Source organism: Microbacterium terrisoli (genome assembly GCF_030866805.1).
Taxonomy (GTDB): Bacteria; Actinomycetota; Actinomycetes; order Actinomycetales; family Microbacteriaceae; genus Microbacterium; species Microbacterium terrisoli.
On the sequence record NZ_CP133019.1, the window covers coordinates 3,213,247 to 3,227,560 of the forward strand.

Genomic DNA, 14,314 nt, shown 5'->3' on the forward strand with positions numbered 1-14,314 from the left:
AAGGAGGACGGGATGTTCGAGTACGACCCCTATGCGGAACTGGCCCGGCTGAAGGACTTTCCCGCGATGACGCTCACGAGCGCCGAGTTCGAGCATGGGCAGCCCTTGCCCAAGGAGTGCTGGGGCTCGGGGATGGGCGGCGCCGACCGGTCGCCGCAGCTGAGCTGGTCGGGCGCCCCCGAAGGCACCCGCAGCTTCGCGCTCTCGGTCTTCGACCCCGACGCTCCGACCGGATCGGGCTACTGGCACTGGGCCGTCTACGACATCGACCCGTCGGTGACCTCGCTCGACCCCGACGCCGGCAACGGAGCGCCCGACTCGCTGCCCGGCGGCGCCGTCACGCTGCCGAACGAGGCGCGCAGCGAGCGCTACATCGGCTCCGCGCCGCCGGCGACCACCGGCACGCACCGCTACTTCTACGTCATCGACGCGCTGGATGTCTCGCACCTCGAGATCGCACCCGGTTCGACCCCGGCCGTGCTGGGGTTCAACCGGCACTTCCACTCGCTGGGCCGTGGCATCCTGATCGGCACCGCTTCGAGCGACTGACCGCGATGCGGGGTGTCGCCGGGTCGCCGTAGGCTGAATGCCATGCGCCTGGCCACGTGGAACGTCAACTCGATCCGTGCCCGCGTCGTCCGCACCGTCGAGTTCGCCGAGCGCGAGCACATCGACGTGCTGGCGATGCAGGAGATCAAGTGCCGACCCGATCAGTTTCCCTATGAGCCGTTCGAGCGGGCCGGCTACGAGGTGCACGCGCACGGCCTGAACCAGTGGAACGGTGTGGCGATCGCCAGCCGTCTGCCGGTGGACGACGTGCAGACCGCGTTCGACGGCATGCCCGGGTTCGCGAAGGGCATGGAGGGCCCCGACCAGCCGCTGGAAGCGCGTGCGCTGGGCGCCCTGATCGACGGCGTGCGGGTGTGGAGCCTGTACGTGCCCAACGGCCGCGGGCTCGACAACCCGCACTACGCGTACAAGCTGGACTGGCTCGCGGCGCTGGCCGAGCACACGAAGGGCGAGCTCGCGCGCGACCCGAACCTGCCGATGGCGCTGGTCGGAGATTTCAACATCGCCCCCACCGATGCCGACAACGGCGACCCGACCGTGATCGAGGGCGTCTCCACGCACGTCTCACCTCCTGAGCGCGAGGCGTTCCGTGCCCTCGAGGCGGCGGGGCTGTCCGACGTCGTGCGTCCGCGCGTGCCGACCGGGTTCACCTACTGGGATTACAAGCAGCTGCGCTTCCCCCGCAACGAGGGGATGCGCATCGACTTCATCCTGGGCTCGCGCGCGTTCGCCGACGCGGTTGCCGGGGCATCGATCCACCGCAACGAGCGCAAGGGCGAGATCCCCAGCGACCACGTGCCGGTGGTCGTCGACCTCGACCTGCACGGCGACGATGCCGACGACGACGTGCCCATGATCTTCGGTTGACGCGATCGCTCAGGTCATGTCGCCGGTCTCGGGCGTGCCGTCGGGCGCGTAGCGCAGCTGCACGACCCCGACCTCGGTCGGCGCGGATGCCGCCACCAGTCGCAGCCGGGCAGGCACCGCGCCGTCGGGGAACACCTTCTTGCCTTGCCCGAGCACGATCGGGTAGACCCACAGCACGAGCTCGTCGTACAGTCCGCGGTCCAGCAGCGTGTGTGCGAAGTCGATGCTGCCGATCACGTGCACGTTGTCGTGCCTCTCGCGCAACGCCGCGATCTCGGCGTCGAGGTCGCTGCCCAGCAGCTCGCTGCCCTGCCAGTCCAGCGCCGGCGCGCCTCGTGAGGCGACATACTTCGGAACAGCGTCGAACAGTCGACCGATCGGGCCCTCTGGACCGTCGGTGTGGTGCGGCCAGTACGCCGCGAAGATGTCGTACGTGCGCCGCCCGAGCAGCAGGGCGCCGAGCTGCTGCATGCCGGTGTCGACCTGCCGCCCGACACCTTCGTCCATCAGCGGCGCCTGCCAGCCGCCGAATGCGAAACCCGCGGTCGGGTCCTCTTCGGGTCCACCCGGTGCCTGCGCCACGCCGTCGAGCGTCGTGAACAGGTCGATGACGATGCGTCCGGTCATTCGGTTCTCCTTGGGTCTGGCCCCACTCACCGATCTCTTGACAAGGGTGTGCTCTGACGACGCACAGGTCAAGACCTTCGTCGACCGTGCCCCGGCGCTCGAGAAGCGGGTGGATGCCGCATCCACCCGGAGTCGGAATCCGTCACGCGGCGGAGGCGCACTCGTCGTCTCCCCTCTACGGTGGAAGGATGTCCGTCGACCCGACGCCGCCTCGAAGCGAACCAGCGCAGCAACGCACCGATACGGTGCTGGCCGCCGCGATCGGTGTGGGAGCGCTCATCAGCGCGGGCCTGGGCACGGTGGCGGGGCTCTACGGCGACAAGCAGGCGCCGCTGGGGTACGCGGTGGTCTATGCGCTGGTGCTGGGCGTCGCCCTCGCGTTCCGCCGCCGGTACCCGACCACGGTCGCCATCGTCACCGCTGCCGCGTTCTTCGCGGTCGGCACGCTGCATGTGCCCGAGATGTTCGTGGGCACCGTCGCGATGTTCCTCGGCTTCTACACCGTCGGGGCGGTCTCGACCGATCGGCGCCGCGCGGCGTGGGTGCGCATCGCGATCGTGATCGGCATGTTCGTGTGGCTGCTGACAGCGACGTTCGTCGAGGCGACGCAGCCGGCGACGATCGACTCCACACTGTCGCGCGCGGGCGCGTTCTCGCCGTTCGTGGCCTATGCGCTGCTGAACATCTTGATCAACGTCATGTATTTCGCCGCCGCGTACTACTTCGGCGAGCGCGCCTATGCGGGCGCCCGCCAGCGCCGCGCGCTCCAGGAGCGCACCGCCGATCTCGAACGCGAGCGAGAGCGCTCCGCCACGCAGGCCGTGGCACTGGAGCGTGTGCGGATCGCCCGCGAACTGCACGATGTCGTGGCCCACCACGTGTCGCTGATGGGCGTGCAGGCGGGCGCCGCGCGCGCGATCATGGCCAAGGACCCGGATGCCGCGGCCCGCACTCTCACGCAGGTCGAGACATCCGCCCGCACGGCTATCGACGAACTGCACCAGCTGCTGGTGACGTTGCGCGAGGGCGACTCCGACCTGACCGCGAACACCCTGGGCCTGGCCGCCCTGTCGGCGTTGGTGGATGACTCGACCGCCGCCGGCGTGCCGGCCACCCTCACCGTCGTGGGCGACCCGCGGACCGTGCCCGACACCGTCCGAGTGTCGCTGCACCGCATCGCGCAGGAGGCGCTGACCAATGCGCGCCGTCACGGCGGGCCCGAGGTCATCGCCGACGTGCGTCTGCGCTACGGGGCACGCAGCGTCGAGCTCGAGGTCGCCAACACCGGCCGCGTGGTGACCCGGGTCGGGCGAGGCCTGGGCCTGGTCGGAATGCGCGAGCGCACCGTCGCCGTCGGCGGGTGGATCGAAGCGCGCCCGCGCGAGTCCGGAGGTTTTCTCGTTCGGGTGACGATCCCCCTTGAGCAGGCAGTGCGGCCGGTTGTCGCCGCCTCGGCGCGAGCCGAGAGTCAGGATGCCGATGCCTGACCGCATTCGCGTCCTGCTCGTCGACGACCATGCCATGATGCGGGCGGGGTTCCGCCTGATCCTCGAGTCCGAAGACGACATCGTCGTCGTGGGCGAGGCATCCACCGGCGTCGAAGCCGTGGTGACGGCCCGGGATCTGCGCCCCGACGTCATCTGCATGGACGTCCAGATGCCCGACATGGACGGCCTGGAGGCCACGCGGAGCATCGTCTCCGACGCCGATGTCTCGGCCGCCGTGCTGATCGTGACCACTTTCGACCGCGACGACTACCTGTTCGCAGCACTGTCGGCGGGGGCGGCGGGCTTTCTGCTGAAGAACGCCGGGCCCGAGGTGCTCGTGCGCGCCGTGCGGGTGGCGGCCGCCGGCGACGCGCTGCTGTCGCCCGAGGTGACGCGCCGGGTGATCGCCCGCTTCGCCGGCGGCGACTCGGGCACGGCGCCGGCCACGGCGCCGGTCTCGGCGCCGGCCTCGGCGTCGGTCTCGCCGCCTGCGTCGTCGCATGTGGCGGCCACGGCGCCGGTCTCGCCGCCTGCGTCGTCGCATGTGGCGGCCTCGGCGTCGGTCTCGCCGACTGCGTCGTCGCATGTGGCGGCCTCGGCTCTCGAAGGCCCGCCAGCTGCGGCGACCGAAGATGGCGGAGCGGCACCTGCGGCGCGCGATGCCGCAGCCCATGCCGCTCTGCTGACCACCCTCACCGACCGCGAAGCCGAGGTGCTGCGCCTGGTCGCCGAGGCCCTGAGCAACGCCGAGATCGCCCAGCGCCTGTTCATCGGCGAGGCCACCGTGAAGACACACGTCTCCAACGTGCTGGCCAAGCTCGGCGCCCGCGACCGCGTGCAGGCAGTCGTGCTCGCCTATCGCCACGGCTTGGCCTGACGCGCCTCGCGCCGCACCGCACGAAGCCCGACCGTGACCGGGCGTCCGGCATCGGCATCCCGTTCCCGTCGTTCAACAGTCACCTTCTACCGCCGGGCACCGGGCACGACCGTCAAAACCGACTGCAGAAATCACCCCCCGCATTTCAACAGTCACGTTCTACCGCCGGTCACCAGGCACGACCGTCAAAACCGACTGCAGAAATCACCCCCCGCATTTCAACAGTCACCTTCTACCGCCGGTCACCAGGCACGACCGTCAAAACCGACTGCAGAAATCACCCCCCGCATTTCAACAGTCACCTTCTACCGCCGGTCACCGGACACGACCGTCAAAACCGACTGCTGAACCCCCGCCCCGCCCCCGGCACCGGGGCAAGGCGGCGCACGCGGCACGTGCTCCCCCTCAGGGGGGACATCGCACAAACCCTCCGCTCGGGGGAGGCAGCGGCATCCCGTCGTCAATAGCGTGGAACCCACCAGAACAAGGAGGACGGATGCTCGAGCTTCGCGGCATCACCAAGATGTACGCCGGGCGCACGGCGCTCGACGACGTCGGCTTCGACGTCGCCCCGAACCGGCTCACCGGATTCGTCGGCGGCAACGGCGCCGGCAAGACCACGACCATGCGCATCGCGCTGGGCGTGCTTGACGCCGACGCCGGCGAGGTCTCACTCGACGGCACGCCGATCACGGCGGCCGACCGCCGCCGCTTCGGGTACATGCCCGAAGAGCGCGGGCTGTACCCCAAGATGAAGGTCGGCGAGCACATCGCCTATCTTGCGCGACTGCACGGCTATTCGAAGCCGGATGCCGAGGCCAGCGCGACCCGGCTGCTGACCCAGCTCGGCCTCGGCGAGCGCCTGAACGACAAGGTCGAGACGCTGTCGCTGGGCAACCAGCAGCGGGCGCAGATCGCTGCGGCCCTCGTGCACGAGCCCGAGGTGCTCATCTTGGACGAACCGTTCAGCGGCCTGGATCCGCTCGCGGTGGACGTGGTGGCAGGCGTCTTGCAGGAGCGCGCCGCGCACGGCGTCGCGGTGCTGTTCAGCTCGCACCAGCTGGACGTCGTCGAGCGTCTGTGCGATGACCTCGTCATCATCGCGGCCGGCACCATCCGCGCGGCCGGTTCGGCCGATGCACTGCGCGAACAGCACGCCGGACGCAGGTTCGAACTGCGCACCGCCGGCGACGTCGGCTGGCTGCGTACCGAGGCGGGCATCACGGTCATCGATTTCGCGGGCGGGTCGGCCGTGTTCGACGCCGACAGCGACGCCGACGCGCAGCGTGTGCTGCGCCGGGCCGTGGCCGACGGGTCCGTCCTCAGCTTCTCGCCGCGCCGACCGAGTCTGGCGCAGATCTTCAAGGAGGTCATCCAGTGAGCACGTCCATCACCCCCTCCGCCCCGACGCGGGCGGCCGCGGCATCCCTACCCGGCGGCCCGACGTTCGCACAGAGCGCCTGGCTTGTCGCCGAGCGCGAGATCGGCTCGAAGCTGCGCAGCAAGGCGTTCGTCATCTCGACGGCGATCATGCTGCTGATCGCCCTCGCCGGCGTCGTGTGGGGCGGGATCTCCGCGGCCAACCCGTCGCAGACCCCGGTCGCCGTCACCAGCGAGACCAGTTCTGTCGTGCAGGGCATGAGCAATCTCGCCGTGACCACCTCCGACTCCGCGGACGCTGCGACCGAGCTGGTGCGCAGCGGCAAAGTGGATGCGGCCATCGTCCCCGACGCGAGTTCGCCGACGCACACCAAGATCGTCGCGAAAGACAACGCGCCCAGCGAGCTGATCGCACAGCTGAGCGTGTCGCCGACGGTGCAGCTGCTGAACGCGAGCCCGCAGGACGCGCTGCTGCGCTACCTGGTGGCGATCGGATTCGGCGTCGTGTTCCTGTTCGCGGCATCCTTGTTCGGATCCACGATCGCGCAGAGCGTCGTCGAAGAGAAGCAGACACGCATCGTCGAGATCCTCATCTCGGCCATCCCTGTGCGGGCGCTGCTGGCCGGCAAGGTGCTCGGCAACACGATCCTCGCGATAGGCCAGATCGTCGTCCTTGTCGCGATCGCCATCGTCGGCCTGGGCATCACCGGCCAAGGCGACGTGCTGGCCGGGCTGGGCGGGCCGATGGTGTGGTTCGCGATCTTCTTCCTCTTCGGGTTCGTGCTGCTCGCGTCATTGTTCGCCGGGGCCGGGGCCATGGTCTCGCGTCAGGAGGACATCGGCTCGACCACGATGCCGATCACGACGCTGATCCTCGCGCCGTACATCATGGTGATCATCTTCAACGACAACCCTGTCGTGCTCACGGTCATGTCGTACGTGCCGTTCTCGGCACCGGTGGCCATGCCGCTGCGGCTGTACGTGGGCGATGCGATGTGGTGGGAGCCGCTGGTCTCGCTCGTGCTGCTGATCGCGACGTGTGCCGCTGCGATCGTGGTCGGCTCGAAGATCTACAGCAACGCGCTGCTGCGCATGGGCGGACGGGTCAAGCTCGCCGAGGCCCTGAAGTCCTGACCGCCGCTCGCCGCTACCGCGGCTTGTGCCGGGCGCGTACCAGCGCGTCGGCGGCGCGAACAAGCGCCAGGTGGCTGAACGCCTGCGGGGTGTTTCCCACCTGGCGCTTGTTCGCGAGATCGTATTCCTCCGAGAGCATGCCGACGTCGTTGGCCAGGCCGCACAGCCGATCCATGAGGGCGCGCGCCTCGTCGAGCCTGCCGGTGGCCGCATACTGCTCGACGAGCCAGAACGAGCAGGCGAGAAAGGGATGCTCGGTGCCGCTCAGTCCGTCCACGCCGCTCGTGGTGCGATACCGGCGCAGCAGGCCGTCCTCCATCAGGTCGCGCTCGATCTCGGCGACGGTGGCGAGCATGCGCGGGTCATCGGGAGCGCAGAACCCGACCTGCGGCAGAAGCAGCAGCGAGGCATCCACCTCGTCGGTGCCGTAGTACTGCGTGAAGTGGCCGTCAACGACGCCGTGCTGGTCGATCTCGTCCTTCATGCGGTCACGCAGGGCACGCCACTCGCCGACCGGGCCGTGCAGCCCGTGCACTTCGACGGCGCGCACGGCGCGGTCGAAGCCGGCCCACAGCATGACCCGCGAGTGCGTGAACATGTGCGGCTCGCCGCGGATCTCCCACAGTCCGTTGTCGGGGCGTTCGAGCTGGCGCGCCGAATAGGTGATGAGCGACTTGGCCAGCGGCCACGAATACGCAGAATCGGGCAGGCCCGCATCGCGCGCAGCCGACAGGGTGACCAGCACTTCACCGACCACGTCGGCCTGGTACTGCAACGCGGCGCCGTTGCCGATGCGGACGGGGGAGGATGCCGCGTACCCGGGCAGGCTCGTCAGCTCGCGCTCGAGCAGGTCGCGCTCACCGCCCAGGCCGTACATGATCTGCAGGTCGGCGGGGTCGCCGGCCACGGCCCGCAGCAGCCACTCCCGCCAGTGCTCGGCAAGGCCCACGAACCCGTGGCCCAGCAGCGCCTCGAGCGTGAGGGCCGCATCGCGCAGCCAGACGTAGCGGTAGTCCCAATTGCGCTCCCCGCCGAAATCCTCGGGCAGCGACGTGGTGGCTGCGGCGGCGATGCCCCCCGTCTCGCGGTTGGTCAGGGCGCGCAGCGTGAGCAGCGAGCGCACGACCAGACCGTGGTGCGGGCCGGCGTGCTCGATGCGCGACGCCCAGGACTGCCACCACCCGCGGGTGTGGATGATGGCCTCTTCCACATCGAGCACCGTCGGCGGGTGCAGATGCGAGGGGAACGATGTGAGCGTCAGGTCGACGTGCTCGCCGGCACCCACCGTCACGGTGCCGCGGTGCACGTGGTCGGCGGCTTTGAGCGCCGCGCCGCGCACCACCACGCCGGTGGGTCCCGCGATCGCCAGCACCTCCGGCGCCTCGGCCGTGCCGATCTGGCGCACCCACGGCAGCGCACGCGCGTAGTCGAACCGCAGCCGCAACAGCTGCTCGAATTCGACGCTGCCGCGCACCCCGACGACCCGGCGGATCACATCGACCCGCTCCATGTCCTTGTGCCGGTGCTGCGACAGCGGAATGAGCTCGTGCACCTCGGCGGTGCCGGTCGGCGTCTCCCATCGCGTCACGAGGATGAACGTGTCGCCGTCGTAGCGACGGGTGGAGGTGGCCGCCGCATCTGTCGGGCGCAGGCTCCAGCATCCCTGCTCCGCCGTGCCCAGCATCGCCCCGAACACCGACGGGGAATCCAGGCGTGGAAGGCACAGCCAGTCGATGCTGCCGTCGCGCGACACCATGGCCGCGGTACGGCTGTTGCTGAGAATCGCATAATCTTCAATCGGAACCGTCATCGCTTGCGAGTCTCGCACTGCACGGCCGTTGCGTCGAGAGCGACGCGGTTTATGGTGGGGACATGTCGAAGCCGACCACGCTGCTCATCCTCGGGGCTTCAGGCGATTTGACCTCGCGCCTGCTGCTGCCCGCCATCGGTCAATTGCTCGAGCGCGAGCCGGACCGGCACCTCATGCTGAAGGGTGCGGGGTCGGATGCCTGGTCCGAGCGCCGCTGGAAGGAGGCGGTGCGCACGGCCTTCGCATCGGCCGAGGCCGAAGACCAGGTGGAGCGGGTCTCGGACACGACCTACACGAAGGCCGATGTCACCGACGCCGCGGCGCTGACCGGGCTGCTGGACGGGATCACCGGTTCGCTGGTCATCTACTTCGCCCTGCCGCCGGCGGTGACGGCCGCCGCATGCGGGGTGCTCAAGGACCTGACGCTGCCCGAAGACACCGTGCTGGCCCTCGAGAAGCCGTTCGGCGGCGACGAGGAGGGCGCACGGGAATTGAACGCGACACTTCTGAAGATCGTGCCCGAGCACCGGATCTTCCGCGTGGATCACTTCCTCGGCCGCTCGACGCTGCTGAACATCCTGGGCGTGCGCTTCGCGAACAGGCTGATCGAGCCGGTCTGGTCGGCCGACCACGTGCAGTCGGTGCTCGTGCGGTACGACGAGTCCCTGGCGCTGGAGGGCCGAGCTCGGTACTACGACAAGGCCGGCGCGATGATCGACATGATCCAGAGCCACCTGCTGCAGGTGCTGGCCATACTCGCCATGGAAGAACCCGTCGACCTCGACGAGATCGACCTGCGCGACGCGAAGAGCGCCGCCCTGCGCGCAACGCACATCTGGGACGACAACGCGGTGCGCTCGTCGCGTCGGGCCCGCTACACGGCAGGCACGATCGACGGGCGTGAACTGCCGTCATACGTCGACGAAGAGGGTGTCGATCCGTCCCGCCAGACCGAGACCCTGGCTGAGATCGTGTGCGAGGTGCGCACGTCTCGATGGGCTGGGGTGCCCTTCACCCTGCGCAGCGGCAAGGCCCTGCGCGACAAGACCGCCGAGATCGTCGTGGCGTTCAAGCCGGTGCGACACATCCCCGATGGGCTCACCGGGGCGCCGGCCGATGGCGGCCTGCTGCGTCTGAGCCTCAGCCCGGACCGCATCGAGCTCGAGCTGAACGTCAACGGCGGCGACGACCCCTTCGCCCTGCGCCGTGAGAAGCTGTCGACCCGCATCGGCAGGAGCACGCTGCAGGCCTACACCGAAGTGCTCTCGCAGCTGCTCGACGGCGATGTCGCGCTGTCGGTGCGCGGCGACGCGGCCGAGGAATGCTGGCGCATCATCCAGCCGGTGCGCGACGCGTGGGCGCGCGGCGAGGTCCATCTCGAGGACTACCCGGCCGGGTCGCTGGGCCCCGCGGAGTGGGCCACCTCGCACTGAGCACGGTTGCCGGCGCCGGCCGCGGCATCCCGTGATCCGCTAGGCGGGCTCTGCCTGCAGCTCGCCGAGCATCGCCCCCAGCTGCAGCTCGGGCAGCGCGCCCAGGTGGGTGAACCGCAGGTTGCCGGCACGATCGATCAGGATCGTGGACGGCGTGCCCTCGAGCTCGTACGCGCGCATCGTGACCGGGATGCGCTGCCCGTCATGGCGATCGACGCCGACGGGGAAGAGGATGCCGAACTCGCCCAGGAAGACTTTCAGGGCCTCCGGGCCGGTCACCTCGTGGTGCTCGAACACCGTGTGCACGCCGATGACGGCGACCTCGGGAAACTGCTTGCGCACGCGCTGCGCCTGCGGCAGGCCATAGCTGAGGCATCCCGGACACAGCATCTGGAACGCCTCGATCATCACGACCCGGCCGCGCAGCTGCTGCAGCGACGTCTCACCGCCGAACCACTGCGTCACATCCAGTTCGGGAGCGGGGTATGCCGACCCCGCCGTTTCGAGGCGGTCCATGCTGCTCACGCTACGCCGGTTCGGGTGCCCGAGGCTCGGGATGCCGTAGCCCGCCGCATCAGTCCAGCAGCTCGGCCTCGATCACCTCGTCGTCATCCTCGCCTCCGGCGCCGGCTGCCGTCTCGGGGCCGCTGCTGGTGAGCACCAGCTGCGATCCGTCGGCCGCGACATCCACCCGCACGACGTCGCCGTCGTGCACGGTGCCCGCCAGAATCGACGTGGCGAGCCGGTTCTGGATCTCGCTCTGGATGAGCCGGCGCAGCGGGCGCGCCCCGAACACGGGGTCGTAGCCGCGCGTCGCGAGCCAGGCGCGGGCGTCAGGGGTGACCGCCAGCGTCAGGCGACGCTCGTGCAGGCGGCGCTGCAGCTGGTCGACCGACAGCTCGACGATCTGCGCGAGATCGTCCTCGCTCAGCGACGAGAACATCACGATATCATCGAGCCGGTTCAGGAACTCGGGCCGGAACGAGGCCCTCACCAGGTCCATGACCTGTGCGTGCTTCTGCTCGGTCGACAGCACCGGATCGATGAGGATCGGCGAGCCGATGTTGCTCGTGAGGACCAGGATCACATTCGTGAAGTCGACCGTGCGACCCTGCCCGTCGGTGAGGCGCCCGTCGTCGAGCACCTGCAGCAGCACGTCGAACACCTCGGGGTGGGCCTTCTCCACCTCGTCCAGCAGCACGACCGAGTACGGGCGCCGGCGCACGGCTTCGGTGAGCTGGCCGCCCTGCTCATAGCCGACGTAGCCCGGAGGTGCCCCGACCAGCCGCGAGACGGAGTGCTTCTCGCCGTACTCGGACATGTCGATGCGCACCATGGCGTGCTCGTCGTCGAACAGGAACTCCGCCAGCGCCTTGGCCAGCTCGGTCTTGCCGACGCCGGTCGGCCCGAGGAACAGGAACGAGCCGGTCGGCCGGTTCGGGTCGCTGATGCCCGCACGCGAGCGGCGCACGGCATCCGACACCGCCTTCACGGCGTCCTTCTGCCCGATCAGCCGTTTGCCCAGTTCGGACTCGAGGTGCAGCAGCTTCTCGCTCTCGCCCTGCAGCAACCGCCCCACCGGAATGCCGGTCCACGACGCGATGACCGCGGCGATGTCCTCATCGGTGACCTGCTCGTTGACCATGCGCTCCTGCGCAGGGTCGGCCTCGGCGCGCTCGGCGTCGGCCAGCTGCTCCTGCAGCTTCTTGATCGTCTCGTACTCGAGCCGCGAGGCCTTCGCGTAGTCGGCTTCGCGCAGAGCCCGGTCGCGGGCGGTGACGGCCTCGTCGAGCTGCTTCTTCAGGTCGCCGACGCGGGTCAGCCCCGCGCGCTCGCGCGCCCAGCGCTCTTCGAGCCCGCCGAGCTTCTTCTCGGCCTCGGCCATCTGCTCGCGCAGCTTCGCCAGCCGCTCCTTCGACGCGGCATCCTTCTCCTTCTTCAGAGCGAGCTCTTCGAGGCGCATGCGGTCGACCTGGCGCTTGAGCTGGTCGATCTCGACGGGGCTCGAGTCGATCTCCATCTTCAGCCGGCTCATCGCCTCGTCGATCAGGTCGATCGCCTTGTCGGGCAGCTGCCTGCTGGAGATGTACCGGTTCGACAGCGCCGCCGCCGCGACCAGTGCGCTGTCGCTGATGGTCACGCCGTGGTGGGCCTCGTAGCGGCCCTTCAGACCGCGCAGGATCGCGATCGTGTCTTCCACGCTGGGCTCGCCGACATAGACCTGCTGAAAGCGGCGCTCCAGCGCGGCATCCTTCTCGATGAACTCCCGGTACTCGTCGAGTGTCGTGGCGCCGATCAGTCGCAGCTCGCCGCGCGCGAGCATGGGCTTGAGCATGTTGGATGCTGCAACCGATCCCTCGCCGCCGCCGGCACCCATCAGCACGTGCAGCTCGTCGATGAACGTGATGACCTTGCCGTCGGACTCGGTGATCTCCTTGAGCACGCTCTTCAGCCGCTCTTCGAACTGACCGCGGTACATCGCGCCGGCCACCAGCGCGGAGATGTCCAGAGCCACCAGCTCTTTGTCTTTCAGCGACTCTGCGACATCGCCCGCGACGATGCGCTGGGCGAGCCCCTCGACGACGGCGGTCTTGCCGACGCCGGGCTCGCCGATGAGCACGGGGTTGTTCTTCGTGCGCCGGGTCAGCACCTGACTGACGCGACGGATCTCGTTGTCACGCCCGATGACGGGGTCGAGCTTGCCCTGTCGCGCGCGATCGGTGAGGTTGATGCCGAACTGTTCGAGGGCGCTCTGCTGCTCCTCCTGCCCGGGCTGCGGTTGTGCGTTCATCTGTCTCCTTGAAAACCGTGGGACTCGGGTCTGCGTCAAACTTGAGTCCATCTGGCTCAAGTTTACAACAGGTGGGATGCCGCGGCAAGGCCACGGGGCTTGGGGCCGGCACGGACGACCGGCGAGGGCCCGATCGGCGCGGTCAGTGCGCGGCGCGGTCAGTGCGCGGCGCGGTCAGTGCGCGGCGCGGTCGACGATCGCGTGTGCGTCCTGCGCCAGGCGGCGACCGAGCTGCACGACATACCCGCGCGCGTTCGCGATGGCGGTGGCAATGTCGGGTGCGAGGTCGGTCACGGCATAGACCCGCAAGAACCCGACCTGCTGCAGCTGTGCGGGCGTCAGGGTGGTCCGGCCGCACACCGCGACGGCCGGAACGCCGGCCGCGCTCGCAGCACGCGCAACCCCGATCGGAGCTTTGCCGGCCAGACTCTGTTCGTCCAGACTCCCCTCGCCGGTCACGACCAGGTCGGCGTCGTCGATCGCCGCCGCCAGGCCGGTCAGGCGCTGCACGACCTCCGCACCCGGCTCACGCCGCGCACCGAGTGCCGCGAGCGCGGCGAACCCGACCCCGCCGGCAGCTCCGGCACCCGGCTCGGTCGAAGCCGGGCGCACTCCCGGCTGGGACTCGAGCATCGCCGCCCATCGGGTCAGTGCCGCCTCGAGCAGTGCCACATCGGCGGTGCGTGCGCCCTTCTGCGGCGCGAACACCGCGGCGGCCCCTTCCGGACCCAGCAGTGGGTTGTCGACGTCGCCTGCCAGCACGAACTCGGTCGCGCCCACCCGCCCGTCGAGTCCGGACACATCCACCTGCGCTACTTGCGCGAGGGCGGCACCGCCCGGCCCCACCTCGGCCCCCGATGCATCCATCAGCCGCAGACCGAGAGCCTGCAGCATCCCGGCACCGCCGTCGGTGCACGCAGACCCGCCGACCCCCAGCACGATGGAGGTGCACCCGCGCTCGAGGGCCGCCCGGATCAGCTCGCCGGTCCCGCGGCTGGTGGCCGTCAACGGTGCGAGCCTGCCGCCGGGCAGCAGGTTCAGGCCGCTGGCGGCGGCCATCTCGATGATCGCCTGGGTGCCGCGCACGGCGTACCGAGCCGTGACGGGGTCTCCGGTGGGTCCCGTGACGGTCTGGAACTCGGCGGCGAAGCCGGCGTCGACGGCGGCGTCGACCGTGCCCTCACCGCCGTCGGCGACGGGGACCGCACTGACGTGGATGTCGCCGTCGACAGATCGGATCCCTTCCGCGAGCGCCGCCGCGACCTCGGGTCCGGTCAAGGATCCCTTGAACTTGTCCGAGGCGATGAGAATGCGCATGGCTCTGATTCTGGCCTGTCA

12 protein-coding genes are annotated in these 14,314 nt (G+C 69.6%); 7 read left to right on the top strand and 5 right to left on the bottom strand.

The annotated features are described in order from the left end of the window. The first annotated feature begins 12 nt into the window (after positions 1-12). Positions 13-549: a YbhB/YbcL family Raf kinase inhibitor-like protein gene (locus QU603_RS14570; RefSeq protein ID WP_308492097.1), complete on the top strand. Its 537-nt coding sequence runs from the start codon at positions 13-15 to the stop codon at positions 547-549. A gap of 42 nt (positions 550-591) precedes the next feature. After that, entirely contained in the window at positions 592-1,437 is an 846-nt protein-coding gene (locus QU603_RS14575; RefSeq protein WP_308492098.1) for an exodeoxyribonuclease III, read from the top strand. A 9-nt stretch (positions 1,438-1,446) separates the two neighbouring features. Here the strand turns inward: QU603_RS14575 and QU603_RS14580 are convergent, their stop codons facing one another. Then, the gene (locus tag QU603_RS14580; RefSeq protein WP_308492099.1) at positions 1,447-2,064 is read right to left on the bottom strand and encodes a dihydrofolate reductase family protein; all 618 of its coding nucleotides are present in this window, start codon (positions 2,062-2,064) and stop codon (positions 1,447-1,449) included. A gap of 188 nt (positions 2,065-2,252) precedes the next feature. Here QU603_RS14580 and QU603_RS14585 point away from each other — a divergent pair, with 188 nt between their 5' ends. The 4 genes from QU603_RS14585 (at position 2,253) to QU603_RS14600 (ending at position 6,942) form a co-directional block, all read left to right on the top strand. Then, positions 2,253-3,551, top strand: coding sequence for a sensor histidine kinase (locus tag QU603_RS14585; RefSeq protein ID WP_308492100.1), 1,299 nt, complete (start codon positions 2,253-2,255; stop codon positions 3,549-3,551). Then, positions 3,544-4,428: a response regulator gene (locus QU603_RS14590; protein WP_308492101.1), complete on the top strand. Its 885-nt coding sequence runs from the start codon at positions 3,544-3,546 to the stop codon at positions 4,426-4,428. Before QU603_RS14585 ends, QU603_RS14590 begins: the two co-directional genes overlap by 8 nt. A gap of 496 nt (positions 4,429-4,924) precedes the next feature. Then, positions 4,925-5,809 (top strand): ABC transporter ATP-binding protein, encoded by an 885-nt coding sequence (locus QU603_RS14595; RefSeq protein ID WP_308492102.1) that lies wholly within the window; start codon positions 4,925-4,927, stop codon positions 5,807-5,809. 8 nt (positions 5,810-5,817) lie between these two features. Continuing rightward, positions 5,818-6,942, top strand: coding sequence for an ABC transporter permease (locus tag QU603_RS14600; RefSeq protein ID WP_308494039.1), 1,125 nt, complete (start codon positions 5,818-5,820; stop codon positions 6,940-6,942). 13 nt (positions 6,943-6,955) lie between these two features. On the opposite strand, the gene QU603_RS14605 is transcribed toward QU603_RS14600, so the two are convergent. Beyond that, positions 6,956-8,752, bottom strand: coding sequence for a glycoside hydrolase family 15 protein (locus QU603_RS14605; RefSeq protein WP_308492103.1), 1,797 nt, complete (start codon positions 8,750-8,752; stop codon positions 6,956-6,958). Between the two features lie 62 nt (positions 8,753-8,814). On the opposite strand from QU603_RS14605, the gene QU603_RS14610 reads away from it, so the two are divergent. Beyond that, positions 8,815-10,185, top strand: coding sequence for a glucose-6-phosphate dehydrogenase (locus tag QU603_RS14610; RefSeq protein ID WP_308492104.1), 1,371 nt, complete (start codon positions 8,815-8,817; stop codon positions 10,183-10,185). A gap of 39 nt (positions 10,186-10,224) precedes the next feature. On the opposite strand, the gene QU603_RS14615 is transcribed toward QU603_RS14610, so the two are convergent. The 3 genes from QU603_RS14615 to QU603_RS14625 form a co-directional block, all read right to left on the bottom strand. Beyond that, entirely contained in the window at positions 10,225-10,701 is a 477-nt protein-coding gene (locus QU603_RS14615; RefSeq protein ID WP_308492105.1) for a TlpA family protein disulfide reductase, read from the bottom strand. Positions 10,702-10,759: 58 nt separating this feature from the next. Next, a complete protein-coding gene (locus QU603_RS14620; RefSeq protein WP_308492106.1) occupies positions 10,760-12,976 on the bottom strand; it encodes an ATP-dependent Clp protease ATP-binding subunit in 2,217 nt (738 codons plus the stop codon). A gap of 174 nt (positions 12,977-13,150) precedes the next feature. After that, positions 13,151-14,293, bottom strand: a complete 1,143-nt coding sequence (locus QU603_RS14625) for a glycerate kinase (RefSeq protein WP_308492107.1) — start codon at positions 14,291-14,293, stop codon at positions 13,151-13,153. Between the last annotated feature and the right edge of the window lie 21 nt (positions 14,294-14,314).